The organism is Gemella haemolysans ATCC 10379 (genome assembly GCF_000173915.1).
Classification (GTDB): Bacteria; Bacillota; Bacilli; order Staphylococcales; family Gemellaceae; genus Gemella; species Gemella haemolysans.
The window spans coordinates 163543-180991 of sequence record NZ_ACDZ02000006.1; the positions used below are offsets into that span (position 1 = coordinate 163543).

Genomic DNA, 17449 nt, shown 5'->3' on the forward strand with positions numbered 1-17449 from the left:
TTATCATTAGTTGTAGATACTTTTATCATAAAAAATTATAAAATAAAGAGGTATAAATTATGAAGAAAACAATAAGCTTTAAAGGTACACCAGTAACAATTGAAGATAAATTAAATGTTGGAGATGTTTTTCCTAACTTCAGAGCTGTAACTAAGACTCTATCAGAATTTGAGTTATCAGATTATAAAGGGAAAAATGTAATTATCAATACATTCCCATCTATTGATACAGGGGTATGTGCTTTACAAACAATTAATTTTAATAGGGAAGTACGCGACTTAGTAGATACTGTAGTGATAACAGTTTCAAAAGATTTACCTTTTGCACTAGGAAGATTCTGTGCCGATAAAGAAATTAATAATGCAATTACTGTTTCTGACTATAAGTATCGTGATTTCGAAAATAATAACGGTCTTTTAGTTGAAGAATTAGGGTTATTAGCTCGTGCTGTATTTGTACTTGATAAAGAAGGTGTTATCCGCTATAAAGAAGTACTAGAAGAAATTGGTGAAGAGCCAAATTATAAAGATGCTCTAGATGAACTTAAGAAAATATAGTGGGGTAATCGATGACAGAATTAAAATATATAAATAAAGAAGATAATAAGAATTTACAAATTAAAGATTTAATTACATTAGGTCTTTATACAATATTATTAATTCTTGTAATGGCGGTAGGTATTGGAATTTCTACACTATTGACATCAGTAATATTTGGAGGTAAAGTTTATTTTGCAACATACACTTCAATAACAGCTGCATTAGTGTGTGGTAGTGTATATAGCTTAATTTTTAACAAAATTAATAAAAATATGGCTATATTCATTATGATTGCAATTATAGGAATTTTCATGTCTGTTTCTGGTCACTCTATAGTGGGAGGAATAGTATTAATCTTTGCAGCAGTTTTAGCGGAGATTGCATTCAGATATGGAAATGAATATTTATCATACTTATTCTTTAATCTAGGAAATATTGGTATTATTCTACCAATGTTCTTTATGAAAGATTCATATGTAAAACATCTTCAAAATAGAAATTATTCAGATGAAAAGATAAATCTAGTAATGAGTAGTACAGATATGAAGACATTTATTTTTATAGTTATCTTTACTATAATATTCTCAATAATTGGAACATATCTAGGAAGAAAATTATACTTTAAGAATTTCAATAAAGCAGGACTATAGAATGTTAAGGTTAGATATTAGAACTAAGATTTTTATATTAGTAATTGCTAATATACTAATGTTTAAAATGATGACAGTACCTGTTCACCTTATAGTAGCACTATGCTTTTCAATATACTTAGGAATTAGTTCAAACTTTAAGAGAATGAGTAGATTTTTTGGTATATATCTTTTCTTTACTGCATACGAAGTATTTTTTGCTCATACAGTTACATTACAGGTTATTGATAGTTTCTTGTTATTAACTGCATTAATGTTTAAGACACTGTATTTCCCATTATGTGCAGGTATGGCTTTAGTAAGTAGTTCAAAAGTTTCGGAACTGATTTGCTTTTTGAGAAGCATAAAGTTACCAAAGAAAATGATTATAGTACTAGCAGTACTATATAGATTTTTCCCAGTTTTACTTACAGATTATAAGTTAATAAAAAATTCATTACGAATGAAAGGAATTGGAGTAAGTAGAGGTTACTACTTACTTCATCCAATTAAATTTTTTGAATATGTATTTGTTCCTTATGTAATTATAAGTACCAATATAGCAAATGAGCTATCAGTATCTTGTTTATGTAGAGGAATAGATAACGAAGAGAAACCAAGTAGTTATATCGAATTAAAGTTTAATAAAATTGATTATTTAACTATGATTATTGTAGCAAGTGCTTTTTGTTATATTATGTATATGAGGTGATAAATTGATAACATTTAAAAATTTTAATTATAAATATATTGAATCACAAAAATTAAATATTGAAGATTTATCGCTTAATATAAAAAAAGGTGAATGTATCCTCTTTACAGGTGCTAGTGGTTGTGGAAAAACTTCTATTCTACGTGTTTTAAATGGATTAGCACCAGAATTTTTTGATGGTGGATATAGTGGTGAATTAAAAGTAGCTCACCTTAATATTGGAGACAAATTAAAAGATTTTTCAAAAGTAGTAGGGAGTGTTTTTCAAAACCCTAAAAATCAGTTTTTCAATCTTGATTCTACAAGTGAACTTGCCTTTAGTATGGAAAATTATGGTTATTCTAAATCAGAGATACAAAGTAGAATTGACGAAGTCATATCAGAATTTTCTGCAGAATATCTGTTGGAAAGAAACGTCTTAGAGCTAAGTGGTGGAGAAAAACAAAAACTAGCTTTTATGGCTAGTATGATGTTAGATGCTGATATATATGTTCTAGATGAGATAACTAGTAACCTCGATTTGAAGTCGATACAGCTTATTTCATCAATAATAGAAACATTGAAGAAAAAAGGTAAAACTATAGTTGTTGCTGAACATAGAATATATTATCTAAAAGATTTAATCGACAGAATGTATATTATCAAAGACGGTAAATTAATTCATGAAGTTACTAAAGAACAGCTATCAGATTTTGACAGCAGATCTTGTCACACAAGACAGATTGATTTATCTAAAGTAGAGCTAGGTGTTAAAGAAAATAGAAACTTTAAAGAAGAGTTTTTAAATATTGAAAGACTTGAATATAAAGTTCATGATAGGAAAGTTGAACTTCAAAGTGAAAGTTTCGCAGCTTCAAAAATCTATACTATTATCGGAGATAATGGTTGCGGAAAAACAACTTTTGCTAATGCTCTATGTGGTCTACATAAATCAAAACATAAAGTTAAATTAGATGAAAAGTATCTAAATAATAAGGATTTAGTGAAAAATGCCTTCCAAGTAATGCAAGATGTTAACTATCAATTATTTACTAATCAGGTTGAAAAAGAAATTAAGTTAGGTAGCGATAATTTATCGTTATTTGATGAAGTTGTAGATAGATTAAACATTAGAAAATTTTTAGATAGACATCCGAATACTTTATCTGGTGGAGAAAAGCAAAGAGTCGCTATTGCTTCTGCGCTTTTATCAAATAAAAAAGTACTAATCTTTGATGAACCAACTAGCGGTTTAGATTATATTAATATGATTGAACTAAGTCGCTTGATTGAAGAAATTGCTAAGAATGATGTTGTGATATTTATTATTACACATGATTATGAATTTTTATGTCAGATTTCAGATGAAGTTCTTTATTTTGACAAAGAAGGCATAAAAGAGCGTATTGAAGTTAATGAAGAAAATAAAAATAGAATATTAGAATTAATGAGTTAATGTACATTGTATATTAACTCATTTCTTTTAACTCAAATAAGTTGTTAAATTCAAGGTATCATGATAAAATATATAAGTTACAAAAAATAATTAGGATAAGGAGGGAACTTATGTCATACGCTTCAGATATGAAGAAAGAATTAACTTTAATAGAAATAACAAAAGATAGAGAATTCTTATCGGAGTTATCAGCCTTAATAAAGATGAATGGTGTATTAAATATATCAAACGGTAGGTTAAGTTTGAGTTTTCAAACAGAGAATGCTTCTATAGCGCGAAGAATGTTTTCATTAATAAAGTTTTTCTATGATGTTCATGTAAATATTTCTGTTAGAAAGAAATTGAAATTGAAAAAGAATAATGTATATATTTGTCGTTTAGATCAAAATGTTAAAGAAATATTAACTGATTTATATATATTAAATGACAACTATACAATGAGAATAGACATAGCAAAAGAATTAATTGATACTGATGAGAAGAAAAGAGCTTATCTACGTGGCGCATTTTTAGCAGGGGGATCTATTAATAACCCTCGTACTTCTAGTTATCATATGGAAATATTCTCTTCTTATGAAGAACATAATAAGGAATTAAATGAGCTTCTAAATAGTTATAAATTGAATGCTAGAAGTCTTGAAAGAAAAAAAGGTTTTATAGTTTATATTAAAGAATCTGAAAAAATAGCAGAATTTATTAACTTAGTTGGAGCTTTTCAAGCTTTATTCCAATTTGAAGATGAAAGAATTGTTAGGGATATTAATAACTCAGTTAATAGAATGCAAAAATTGTGATATGGCTAATATGAATAAAACTGTTAATGCTTCAGCAAAACAGGTTGAGGATATTAACATAATAGAGGAAAGAATCGGACTTGATAATATTGATGAGAAACTTAGAGTTGTTGCCGAAGCAAGACTTAAGTATCCAGAATATCCGTTAAAAGAAATAGCGGAAATGATTGAAGATGGAAAATTATCTAAATCTGGTTTAAATCACAGATTCAGAAAAATTGCTAAGATAGCTAAGGAATTAACAGAAGGTACTTATCAAGCAAAATAAAAAAGTGAGGAATAATAATGAGTAAGTGGGATGAACAAATATTAGTAGTTAATAGAAAAGAATTGTTTAGTAATGAAGAAAATCATTTCTATGGATTTATAGAAAAAAAATGATGAAAAAACCAAGAAAATCATAGCTACATTTGAATCATACGAAGTTAAACGTCGTGGTGATATGGAAGAAGATCCAAACTATAAGCAATTGATTGGTTATGTGCTACTAAAAGACGAAGTAACAGGTGAGGTACTAGTTTACAAACGTTTAGTAGGTGGAGGAGAAGCGAGATTACACGGGAAAGCCTCTGTTGGTATTGGTGGTCATATGAATGAAGTTGAAGGAAAAACAATTTTGAAATGTTAAAAATCAATGCCGCACGTGAATTAAATGAGGAAGTTGGAGTTTCAGAAGAATATGCTTTAAATAATCTACATTTTATTGGACTTATAAATGATGATAAGACAGAAGTTGGACAGGTTCATGTAGGTGTTGTTTATGAGTGTAAAGTTAATAAACAACTTGTAGAAGTTAAGGAAGATGATACTCTTGTTATCAAATGGATGACAGGAGAAGAGGCCAAGGCGGAAGAAAATTATGAAACTTGGTCAGAATTTTTAAAACCAATATTTTAATAAATAAAGATGAACTTTTATAGGTTCATCTTTATTTGATTGTTATAAAATCTCACGCATAATTGAAATGTATCGCTAAAAAGTGTAATATATGGATATGTAATTCAAACAAAAAGAACTTTTAGATTGTAAATTTATAAATCAAAAAAGTTGTTGTAAGAAAATATAACATCGATAAAGAAAGGATGATAGTATGTTAAATATTAAAATGGATATGATACAAACAGTAGGACTTGCTGTGGTTATTTTGATAATAGGTAGATTTTTACGAAAGAAAGTTAAATTTTTTGAAACGTATTGCATACCTTCACCGGTTATAGGGGGGTTTTTATTTGCGATTATTAATTTGTTTCTACGACAAATGAATTTGATAATATTTGAATTTGACAATACACTTCAGAGTTTCTTTATGACGTTATTTTTCACAAGTATTGGGTTTAATGCAAGTTGGAGATTATTAAAAATTGGTGGAAGAAAAGTTATTATGTTTTTAATAGTTTCAATAATATTAGTGGTACTGCAAAATATTTTAGCTGTTGGTATAGGATATGCAACAGGAGTTGATCCACTGATTGCATTATTAACAGGTTCAACGGCAATGACAGGAGGACACGGAACAGCGGCGGCAATGGCACCTATAGTAGAAGAGTTAGGACATACAGGAGCGAAGAGTGTAGCTATTGCAGCTGCTACTTTTGGACTTATTGCTGGTTCAAGTTTAGGTGGACCGCTTGCGAACAGATTGATAAAAGGTAGAAAACTAGAAGTAGTAGCTGAAGAAGTTGATAATCAACAAGTTAGAAATGATGAGTTTTTATTTAATAATGATGTAAAAAAACTAGATGGTGAAAGTTTTGCTAAGGCATTCTTTATGATACTTTTAGCGATGTTTATCGGAAGCTATGTATCTACATTTTTAAATCAATTTTTAAACTTTCCTAATTACATAGGTCCTATGATAGTAGCGGCAATACTAAGAAATATATCAGACCATACGACTAAATTTGATTTACACTATGAAGAAGTACATATTTTAGAAGATGTTTCGTTGAACTTATTCCTTGGAATGGCAATGATTAGTTTAAAATTATGGGAATTAAGTAGTGTAGCAGGTCAGCTAGCAGTATTATTACTTGCACAAGCGCTTTTAGCATGGGTATTTATTTACTTTGTAACATTTAGATTTATGGGTAGAAATTATGATGCAGCAGTATTATCAGCAGGACATGTAGGTTTTGGACTTGGAGCAACGCCGAATGGTATTGCAAATATGCAAAGTGTTTGCGATAAATATAAACACTCGCATATAGCATTTTTTGTAATGCCTATAGTAGGGGCACTATTTATAGATTTCTTTAATGTAGCAATAATAAGTGGCTTCTTCTCGTTCTTGTCTAGATAGAAGAAAATTTGGCTTGATTAAGTGTTTTAATCAAGCCTTTTTTTAAAATTGCTTGATGAATGTTTTGATGTGTATTATAATATTAGAAATTGACTCAAAAGTCTTGAAATTTAACAAAGTTCTTATGAAAACTTAAAGACACAGTGGTTTATTGATGTCTAAGTTCGCTTTATGAAAGCTTTTTAGATATCTAATAAACTTACAGGGGTGACTCGAGAAAATTGATTTCTTCGTAATTACGATTTTTGAGTCACTCCCATAGATCATTTGAGATAAGGAGAAAGCAGTGAAGAATAAAAAATATTCTATAAAAAAATTATCAACTGGAATAATAAGCATCATTATTGGTATTGGCACAATGAAAGTTGGAATAATTAATGCGCAAATGGAGTCTGACAATAAGGTCGTAATAGCTGAAAAAGGAGTTATTCCAGATGTTGAACCAATTCCGCCAGAGAATGTAATAGAAGAGCCGATAAGAAAACCACCTATAAAATCAGAGGAGAAACCATTGACAAAACCAAAAGAAAAACCATTGGTAAAACCAGCACCAAAACCAACAGAAAAACCTGTGGAGAAGCCGTTGAAAGAATCATCTGAAAAACCAATAGAAAAACCATCGGTGAAACCAGCACCAAAACCAACAGAAAAACCTGTGGAGAAGCCGTTGAAAGAATCATCTGAAAAACCAATAGAAAAACTATCGGTGAAACCAACAGAAAAGCCAACAGAGCAACCACCTGGTAATCCAATAGAAAAATCAACTACTAATACTTCTGAAACAATTTCTAAAGTTGAAATTAAAAATGATGTATTAGTAGGGAATTTATCTGGACGTGAAATTAAGGTTTCTTTTAAAAAAGATAGTGTCTCTGCAGAAAAGTTATATGTAGAATCATTAAATGATAATGAGTTAAACCAGACTATTAAGTATAAACTAGGTAGTGATTATAATATTATAGAGACTTTTGAGATTCATTTTGAAAAAAATGATAAAAGAGTCGACAGTAACGTTGAACGCACAGTTACCGTTGCTGTTGTGAAAAAAGATAATGCCGAATTAGAAGTTTATCACATAACTGATGAAAATACTCTTGAGAAAGTAAATAGTAGCTATAGTACTGGTGAATTGAAATTTAATATTAACCATTTCAGTAAATTCACTATAGTAGAACGTATAAAAATAGGTAGCAAGGATTTAGAAGAAAGAACAAAAATTGTAATTCCAGAAAAAATAGAAAACAAGGAAAAAGAAAATAATGAATTACCTGAAACAAATAGTATTAAAGATGAAAAACAATTAAAAATACTTCCTAAAACGGGTATATCAGTAAATTCATTTATTTCTACAGGATTTATTTTAATAATTGTAGCTAGTATAATAAGAAATAAGAAAAATCATATATAACTAAATAAATATAAAAAACATATGGATATCATACTGTATTATGCAGTTGGTATCCATTTTGTGTTTTTAGGTTCAATTTATAAGTCTATATTAAGTATTATAAATGAGATTTTAGTACATTGATGATAAATAAAATTTCTAAAAACCCGTAATTATGAAAGTTTATTAAATCAAAGTTATATTTTAAAATAAGAAAAAATATAAAAATATTAATTTTAAAACGCAGTAAATCGTAAAGATACCTATTTACAAGGAAAGTTAAACATGTTATAATAAATCGAAATTATTACGGATTATATCATTAAGGAGAATATGTATGAATAAAAAAAATATGATTATTACTGGTGCTTGTGGCTCATTAGTAATTGGGCTAGCAGTATTTTCTGGATATGAATATGGAACGCATCATAAATATGAAGCTGCACCACTAGTGCAAAATACAGCACAAGCAAAAAAAATTAATTACTCTGATAAAGTTAGCTCAGTAGTTGTAAGTGAAATTACTGAAGATGGTTATGTTACACTTCATGGTGACCATAGCCATTATGAAAAAGGATTAGTACCTTATAATGCTAAAATTCTTGATTCATTAGTTTATAAAAATAAAGACTATAAACTAAAAAATGAAGATATTCAGTATGAACTTGCAGAGGGATATGTAATAAAAGTTAATGGTAAATATTACTACTATCCGAAAGAAGGTATTACTCAAAATAATGTTGTTGACGAAAGTACTGGAAAAGAAATTTCAGCACACGCACATCACCATCATTACCATGGAGAATCTAACGAATCTAAAGGAAGTGGAGATAACTACACATTTAATCCAAAAGATATCGTAAGTGAAACTCAAGATGGTTACGTAGTTCGCCATGGAGATCACTTCCACTATATTAAGAAAAGTGAATTATCAAGTACACAATTATCACAAGCAAAAGAAGTAGGAGTTAATCCTTCATTAGCATCATCAGCTGCAGGAGTAGCAACACCAACGAGTGATGGCTATATTTTCAAGGGTGAAAGTGATATTATAGGAAGAAACAGTTTTGGCTTTATAGTTCAACACGGTAATCACCAACACATAATTCCATATTCTCAATTAAGAGGAACGCAATGGGAATATTTATTAAATAATCAAGGAACTACAACTAATAACACTAATACAACAGTAGTAAACACTCCAAAAACTAATATAGTAAATGACAATTATCATGACCATCATGAACACTCATCAGAACACGGAGATGATTATAAATTTGATCCAAAAGATATAGTAGCTGAAGATGAAAATGGATATACAGTTCGTCATGGAGATCATTTCCACTATATTCCAAAGAATAAAGTAGAGATACCTGCTGAAACTGTTAAACCAGCTCCAGTTATTCCAACCCCTACTTTACCTGAGGTGAAAAATATTGAGAAACCTGTTGAAGCTGTCAAACCAGCTCCGGTTATTCCAACTCCTTCTTTACCTGAGGTGAAAAATGTTGAGAAACCTGTTGAAGCTGTCAAACCAGCTCCGGTTATTCCAACTCCTTCTTTACCTGAGGTGAAAAATGTTGAGAAACCTGTTGAAGCTGTCAAACCAGCTCCGGTTATTCCAACTCCTTCTTTACCTGAGGTGAAAAATGTTGAGAAACCTGTTGAAGCTGTCAAACCAGCTCCAGTTATTCCAACTCCTTCTTTACCTGAGGTGAAAGATGTTGAGAAACCTGTTGAAGCTGTCAAACCAGCTCCGGTTATTCCAACTCCTTCTTTACCTGAGGTGAAAAATGTTGAGAAACCTGTTGAAGCTGTCAAACCAGCTCCGGTTATTCCAACTCCTTCTTTACCTGAGGTGAAAAATGTTGAGAAACCTGTTGAAGCTGTCAAACCAGCTCCAGTTATTCCAACTCCTACTTTACCTGAGGTGAAAAATGTTGAGAAACCTGTTGAAGCTGTCAAACCAGCTCCAGTTATTCCAACTCCTTCTTTACCTGAAGTGAAAAAAGAAGAGAAACCAAAAGTAGAAGAACCGATTGTAAGACCTAGCATTTTATCTTTTGCAGGTGTACAATTTGAAACTAGTGATGGATTTATTTTATCTGATGAAAGTATAATAACACCAACTTCAACAGGTATTTTAGTAGTTCATAGTGGGCATCAACATTTTATATTCTATAAACAATTAGTTAATTCTAAGTGGGAAAAATTTATTCCTCATCAATATTTGAATAAAGCAAAAGATGAGTATGCTGAATTAGAAAAAGAAGTTAATGACAAAATTAATTATCTTTCTAAAAAGAATAATATAGCTAAAGATAAATTTAGTTATGTTATTACTTCAAACGGGGATGCAATTTCATACAATGGAAAAACGGAATTGTTAAAAGATATAAATATCAAAGAAAATATAGAGACGAATAATTCGAATACTCTAGACACTGAAGTAAATAATTCTTCAAATAATAATTCAAGCAATAATTCTGCAACTACTAATACAGAGACACCAAAAAATTCAGCAGAAGGGAAAAATGAAAATTCAGCAGAGGAAAGAGAAATTGAAGAAAAAATTGATTATGTCGCTAAACAATTAAATATAGATAAAAGTTCTATAAAATTAATTGAAACAGCAGAAGGTAAGGCGCTGGTATATCCACATGGAGATCATAGTCATACTATATTGATTAAAGACATAGATACATCAAAACCTCTGACAGATCCACATAGTAATTCGGGAGCTGAGACGCTGAAAAAATTAGGATTTGATAATGATATTATTCATGATATTCAACACGCATCAGCTGATACTGATTTTCCTACAAACGAGACAAATATAGAGAAAATGAAAGAGTGGTTGAAAACTGTTAAGTATCTAAACATAGGTCAAAACAAAGATCCACTTAAAAGAAATGGATTGGATCTTATGCCAAATATTGAAGTTCTAGGTATTGGATATACTTCTATTGATGACATAACACCTGTTTATAAATTCAAAAAATTGAAACAATTATATGTATCAAGAACTGGTATTAAGGATTATTCATTTATAAAAAATATACCAACACTAGAAGGGATTGATTTCTCTGAAAATGATATACAGGATATCTCATTTTTAAAAGATTATCCGAACTTAAAATTAGTCTCTGCAGCAGGAAATAATATTAAAAATATTGATGTACTAAAAAATCTTACTAATTTAGAATCATTGAATTTAGACAATAATAAAATTAAAGATATATCAGCGCTACAAGATTTAAATCACTTAAGAGCAGTTAGCCTTGAAAATAATAATATTACAAAATTAGATGCATTGAGTAGTAAAAATGAATTAGAACGTTTATTCTTATCTAATAATAGTGGCTTAGAATTAGCAACTCTTAAGAATGATAGTTTAGAGCAATTAACAGTAAATAATACTAATATTAGAGACTTAAGTGTTGTTTCTAACTTACCTAAGTTGAAAAAAATAGTGGCAAATGATAATAAAATAACAACATTATCTCATTTGAAAAATGCTAAAGTTTTAGAAAGTGTAGAAGTTAACAATAATAGGATTGATAGTTTAGATTTTGAGAATAGTACAATTACAAGTCTAGAAATTAAAAACAATAAACTAGAGGATATTAACAATGTTCATAAACTATTTGCGCTTGAGAATCTAGATGCTAGTGGAAATAAAATTAGTGAGTTTCCATCTAATAAACAAAATAAATTGATTAACTTAACGGTTAATAACAATGTTATTAGAACAATGGAAAATATAAATAATCTTACAGCACTAAAATACTTAACAATGTCAAATAACTATGTATCTACATTAGCATTAAAAGAAAAAAATAAAACTTTAGAATACTTAGATATAAGTCATAATACTGTTCCAAAAGATGAGTTAGAAATTCCAAGTGGTGGGAATATTCCAAAAGGAATAATGAGTAATTTTGAAAAAGTCGAAGGAGGAGACATAAAAGAAAATTATACTTTATCTGTAGACTATATTACAGAACAGGCAGAAAAACTACAGGAAGAGATATTAAAACTTAAAGATGAGAAAAAATTAGCTCCGGAAGTAGCGGATGAATTAAAACGAAAAGCTCGTATTATCTATCTTGATATGTCTTACAGCGTAGATCAAAGCAGAAATAAACAGATTGATTTAGAAAAACAATTGAGTATAATAAGAAAACAAGTTAAAGATAACCTAGTTACTCCAACTGTTGGGGATGCGAATAAAGAAACTTCAGTAACGGAGCCGTCTAATAGTGAGGCAAACCATGATTCAGAAACACATAATCATACTGAAACCGAAGAACACGATTTTGTATTCGAAGTGAATAATATAGTTAGTGAAGAAGGTGATGGATATATTGTAAAACATGGTGATCATAATCACTTTGTTAAAAAATCTGATTTATCAGCTAAACAATTAGAAGAAGCAAAAGAATTTTTAGCTAAGAAAGGTGAAGCAACAACAACCGAAGATAAGGCAGCTATAGATAGTAAGAAAAATTATATTTCACTATTTTACGGAATAAATGAGAGTGATATTAAAGTTGATAATAACACATTAGTATTTAATTATAACGGTGTTCCTAAACGTCTTGCACTTAGTGATATAACTGTTCCAGTGATGAGCTCAGATTTAGAAGGAGATTTTGAAAAAGAAATAACAGCATTGGCAAGTAGTATGAACACAACAGTTGAACATATACAGGTTCAAGATGGTCAAATGATAATAAATCATGGCGATCATAACCATTATTATCCGATTAAGAGTCCTGGATGGAGACTATATAATCAAAACAAGATACCTTATATAGATATTCCTAAAGTAAATGGAAATATTGATGAAGCTGTAGTCAATAGCAGATTAACAGAATTAGAAAATAAAGCTCAAACTGTACTTGCTAATAATCCAGCGAAATTAAGAAAAGTACTAAATTGGTTGAATAACTTTAGAGAAGTTAGCTTAGCTTGGCATGTTACAGCAACAGATGGTTATTTACAAGCATTAGATAAGTTTGAAAAAACTCAAATAGATATATAGTCTATATTGCAACATAAAAAGTAGTGAATTGAGAGGAAGGAACCTTAATTCACTACTTTTTATACTTTAGTAAAATTAAGAAATGCCAAGAGAGTCTAAAAGATCTCTCTTGGCATTATCATGAAAAGAAAAATTATATTTGATAGGGTACAAAATTAATCTCTTTCAATTTTTGTGATTCCGCGCATGTATGGACGAAGAACTTCTGGTACTGTGATAGAACCATCTTCATTTTGATAGTTTTCGATTATAGCCGCTAGACAACGTCCTACCGCTAATCCAGAACCATTTAATGTGTGAAGGAATTCAACTTTTCCAGTGTCTTCACGTTTGAAACGCATATTTGCACGACGTGCTTGGAAATCTGTACAGTTTGAACAAGAACTGATTTCTTTATAAGCGTTATAACTTGGTAACCAAACTTCGATATCATAAGTTTTAGCACTAGAGAATCCAGTATCTCCAGAACATAATGTAATTACACGATATGGTAAGTTTAATTTTTTAAGAATGTTTTCAGCGTGTCCAGTCATTATTTCTAATTGTTCATATGAATTTTCGGGTTTAGCAAAACGAACCATTTCTACTTTATTAAATTGGTGAAGACGGATTAATCCACGAGTATCACGACCAGCGCTTCCTGCTTCAGATCTGAAACAGATACTAAATGCTGTAACACCTTTTGGTAACATATCTTCAGTTAAGATTTCTCCATTGTAGTAGTTTGTTAATGGAACTTCTGCTGTAGGAATAAGAGTTAATCCCTCAGACTCTACTGTGTATACATCTTCAACGAATTTAGGGAATTGACCTGTACCAAATAGAGCAGTTCTATTAACTAATTGAGGTACCATGAATTCTTCGTATCCATGTTCAACAACGTGGGTATCAATCATAAAGTTGATTAATGCACGTTCAAGAAGAGCTCCAGCTTTTTTGTAGTATACGAATCTACTTCCAGAGATTTTAGCTGCACGTTCGAAATCTGCAATATCTAATTCTTCAACTAAATCCCAGTGAGCCTTTGGTTCAAAATCAAACTCTCTAACTTGTCCGATACGACGAACTTCGATGTTCTCATCCTCATCTTCACCAATAGGAGTCTCATCAGAGATAAGGTTAGGGATTCTAATAATTTTTTCGTTAATTTCTTCGGCGATTTGTTTAACTTCAATATCACGAGTTGTAATTTCATCAGAAACGTGTTTCATATCTGCGATTACATCTGAAGCATCTTCACGTTTTCTTTTTAAGATAGCAATTTCTTCACTTTTTTTGTTGCGAAGTGCTTTTAAATCTTCTACTTGAACAAGTAGCTCACGACGTTTTTTATCTAAGTCGATAAGTAAATCAACTACATCTGTTTCTAAGTTTCTTGCTGCTAATTTTTCTTTTACCATTTCAGGGTTTGCTCTGAATAATTTAATATCTAACATAATTGTATGCTCCTTCTAAATAATTTATTTTGATTGAATTTTTACAAGTAAAATAAAAAGTCCCTTACGTCAAAGACGCAAGGGACGATTAATTTCTATACCGTGGTTCCACCCAAATTCAATCTAAAAGATTCTTGAAATTTAATTTGATATTATTCATAGTAGAATTTTAAAATAAACAATAAGTACTTTCAGCATTTGTACTCTCTCTGGGAATGTTCTTAGATTAAAACATGTCTATAATCAAATTTTATATATTTATTTAATATAATTTTACTCTATTTTTATCTTTTTTGTCAAGTCTTTTTAGATTATTTTTCTTCCGTTGAATTATTTGAAGTTTCTTCTTTTGGTGTAGTTGTGTTGTTAGAAGTTTCTTCTTTTTCTGTGTTGTTTTTTGGTTCTACTGTAGTTGTATCACTATTGCTATTAGAAACTTCATTTTCTGAGTTAAGAGTCGCACCATTTTCATTTTCTGTTGAAGATTCTTTTGGTTTAGCATTTGCTAATAATGCAGCAAGTAATCTGTCGATATCATTAATTAATATTGTTTCAGCTTTTCCACCAAGTGTGAAGTTTACAGCTTTTCCATATGGTGTTTCAATAACATTTAATGAATCTGGAGAAAGTTTAAAGATTCCTGCAAGTAAGTTTACTTTTGCAGTTTCTTCTGGAGTAAGTTCTACTTTTTTATTATCTGTCGTATTATTTTCTTCTTTAGGTGTACTTACTTCACTGTTAGGTTGATTTCCTGTATTACTGTTATTATTTGTGTTATTGTCTTTTTCTTCTTCTGGTTTTGCTTCAGTAGTTGGTTTAGTAGATTCAGATTTCTCTGTTGTTTTATTTGCATATTTTTCAAAATCTGCTTTATCATATTTGGCATTAGAGAATTCAATTGGGAATGAAGGATCGTTAGCTTCTTTAGAGAATTGATCAGCTGAAGAACGAAGAGTTGTACCATCACTGTCAGTTTCATTTAATTTATTATAGTTTTCACCGAATTCTACTTTTGAACTTTCATTGTGTTCTAACGCGTAATGAAGAGCGTTTTTAGCATTAATAAGTCTTGTTACAAGTGTTCTCATTGGTGTTCTAGTGATGAATGCTTGAGATTCATAAGAATCTTTTACAAGAGAAGCAAGTTCTTCACGTAGTTGGTTATCAATTTTATCACTATCTATATTTTCTAAGAAGTATTTAATGTAACTTACAGTTGTAATACTTTCACGATCTTCGAATTTTTGAAGTTCATCTAACATATGACTAACTTTGTTTAGTGTATTAGCATCTTTATTTGAGCTAGCTTCATTTAACTCGTTAGTTAAGTCAGTTTTTGAAAGACCATATTTTTCAATATCAGTGTCTTTGATTCTATTTAGTAGAGTATTATATTTTTTAACTAATTCATCATTTTTAGAAGTATCTGAATTAGCTTCTTCTTGGATGTATTTTTTATCAAAATTATTTAACATTTCAAGGTAACCGTTAGTAGAGTTAGTTGGTAATTCTTCTATTGTTGCACGTAATTGATCTAGTGCACGATTTACACGGTTTGCTTGTTTTTTATCATTGCTGTGTTTAGCAAGGTTATTAGCTTTAAGTTCCTCGATACGTTTGAATACAGTTTCTTTATCGAAATCTCCAGAAACATAGTTTCCTGTGATATTAGGAATTCTATTTTTGTAATAGATGTCTGCTCCTTTAGATAAAATTTTAACAAAGTGATCATGATCTCCGTGAGGAATTACAAATTTATCCCCATCACGTTTAATTTTATCTGCAGGAATACCTGTACGTTTTGATAAAGCAAGTAATTCATTTTCAAAATCCACTTCATCGTCACCTGTAACCTCTGGAATATGGAATTTTTCACGAGGAATTAGGTATGGGTGAATGTGTGTTGGATCGTAAGCGTGAGCTGGTTCATTAAATACGAAGAAATCTTTTGTAACTTTAACAGCTTCTTTTGGTACTCCGTAGACTTCAGCGATGTAATTAATTTGTTTTTGAATTTCTTCAGTAATATTTACGTCAGTCTCATCAATGTGAATTGCATTTAATAGTACAGTGTGACTATGATCCCCATGAGGATAAGTTAATGCTTGCCCGTTTTCAGTTTCTACTAATTTAATAAGTTTAGGGTCAATGCCTAGTATTTTAGCAAGGTGATTAATTTTTTTAGTCACTTCTTCAGAATAATTATCTTTGTTTTCTTTTTCTGTATTATTTTCTTCTTTGTTGTTTTCTGCTGGCTTTTCAGTAGGAGCCACAGCTACATCGTTAACATTAATATTATCTAATAATGTTGTTTTACCGTCATATGAAAGAGCATCTCCTTGTGCTGTAGATACATATTTAATTGTATTTTTATCGATGTTGTTTTTGCTTGATAAGTAATTTATTTTTTCAGTTACTTTGTCTTCTAATTCTTTATACTCTTTTTTAGCTTGTTTTAAATATTTTTCAGGAATTAATTTTTCAAATTTAGAATTCACTAGTTGTTTGTAAAATACAAAGTGTTGGTGTCCATTATGATCAATTACTAGTCCTAATGAAGTTGGAGTACCAACAGTATTATCATTTAAAATAAATCCATCGCTAGTCTTAAATTGAACACCAGCAAATGATAAAACGCTAGGTCTTACAACCGTTTCTTCTACTTTTGGTTTCTCAACATCTTTCACTTCAGGTAAAGAAGGAGTTGGAATAACTGGAGCTGGTTTGACAGCTTCAACAGGTTTCTCAACATTTTTCACCTCAGGTAAAGAAGGAGTTGGAATAACTGGAGCTGGTTTGACAGCTTTAACAGGTTTCTCAACATTTTTCACCTCAGGTAAAGAAGGAGTTGGAATAACTGGAGCTGGTTTGACAGCTTTAACAGGTTTCTCAACATTTTTCACCTCAGGTAAAGAAGGAGTTGGAATAACCGGAGCTGGTTTGACAGCTTCAACAGGTTTCTCAACATTTTTCACCTCAGGTAAAGAAGGAGTAGGTATAGCCGGAGCTGGTTTAACAGTTTCAGCAGGTTTATCTACTTTATTCTTTGGAATATAGTGGAAATGATCTCCATGACGAACTGTATATCCATTTTCATCTTCAGCTACTATATCTTTTGGATCAAATTTATAGTCATCTCCGTGTTCTGATGAGTGTTCATGATGGTCATGA

General features: G+C 30.2%; 9 protein-coding genes and 2 pseudogenes. 9 read left to right on the forward strand and 2 right to left on the reverse strand.

Annotated features, from left to right (window positions below; translation table 11 throughout):
* The first annotated feature begins 59 nt into the window (after nt 1-59).
* The 9 genes and pseudogenes from tpx to GEMHA0001_RS08675 all read left to right on the forward strand — a co-directional run bounded on the left by tpx (nt 60) and on the right by GEMHA0001_RS08675 (nt 12842).
* Nucleotides 60-557: a thiol peroxidase gene (gene tpx, locus GEMHA0001_RS02415; RefSeq protein WP_004264152.1), complete on the forward strand. Its 498-nt coding sequence runs from the start codon at nt 60-62 to the stop codon at nt 555-557.
* 11 nt (nt 558-568) lie between these two features.
* Nucleotides 569-1189, forward strand: coding sequence for an MptD family putative ECF transporter S component (locus GEMHA0001_RS02420; RefSeq protein ID WP_004263963.1), 621 nt, complete (start codon nt 569-571; stop codon nt 1187-1189).
* 1 nt (nt 1190) lies between these two features.
* Nucleotides 1191-1880 (forward strand): energy-coupling factor transporter transmembrane component T, encoded by a 690-nt coding sequence (locus tag GEMHA0001_RS02425; protein WP_004263722.1) that lies wholly within the window; start codon nt 1191-1193, stop codon nt 1878-1880.
* A 4-nt stretch (nt 1881-1884) separates the two neighbouring features.
* Nucleotides 1885-3315: an ATP-binding cassette domain-containing protein gene (locus tag GEMHA0001_RS02430; protein ID WP_004263975.1), complete on the forward strand. Its 1431-nt coding sequence runs from the start codon at nt 1885-1887 to the stop codon at nt 3313-3315.
* A 110-nt stretch (nt 3316-3425) separates the two neighbouring features.
* Nucleotides 3426-4377, forward strand: a pseudogene (whiA, locus tag GEMHA0001_RS02435) (DNA-binding protein WhiA).
* Nucleotides 4378-4394: 17 nt separating this feature from the next.
* A pseudogene (locus tag GEMHA0001_RS02440) lies at nt 4395-5006 on the forward strand (NUDIX domain-containing protein).
* A 193-nt stretch (nt 5007-5199) separates the two neighbouring features.
* A complete protein-coding gene (gltS, locus tag GEMHA0001_RS02445) occupies nt 5200-6408 on the forward strand; it encodes a sodium/glutamate symporter (protein WP_004263889.1) in 1209 nt (402 codons plus the stop codon).
* A 286-nt stretch (nt 6409-6694) separates the two neighbouring features.
* Nucleotides 6695-7816, forward strand: a complete 1122-nt coding sequence (locus tag GEMHA0001_RS09290; RefSeq protein WP_004263788.1) for a YSIRK-type signal peptide-containing protein — start codon at nt 6695-6697, stop codon at nt 7814-7816.
* 316 nt (nt 7817-8132) lie between these two features.
* Nucleotides 8133-12842, forward strand: coding sequence for a pneumococcal-type histidine triad protein (locus GEMHA0001_RS08675; RefSeq protein ID WP_004263895.1), 4710 nt, complete (start codon nt 8133-8135; stop codon nt 12840-12842).
* A gap of 155 nt (nt 12843-12997) precedes the next feature.
* On the opposite strand, the gene serS is transcribed toward GEMHA0001_RS08675, so the two are convergent.
* Both serS and GEMHA0001_RS02465 read right to left on the reverse strand, forming a co-directional pair.
* Nucleotides 12998-14278, reverse strand: coding sequence for a serine--tRNA ligase (serS, locus tag GEMHA0001_RS02460; RefSeq protein ID WP_004264136.1), 1281 nt, complete (start codon nt 14276-14278; stop codon nt 12998-13000).
* Nucleotides 14279-14589: 311 nt separating this feature from the next.
* The coding region (locus GEMHA0001_RS02465) for a pneumococcal-type histidine triad protein (RefSeq protein ID WP_004263859.1) at nt 14590-17449 on the reverse strand (2860 nt) is incomplete at its 5' end.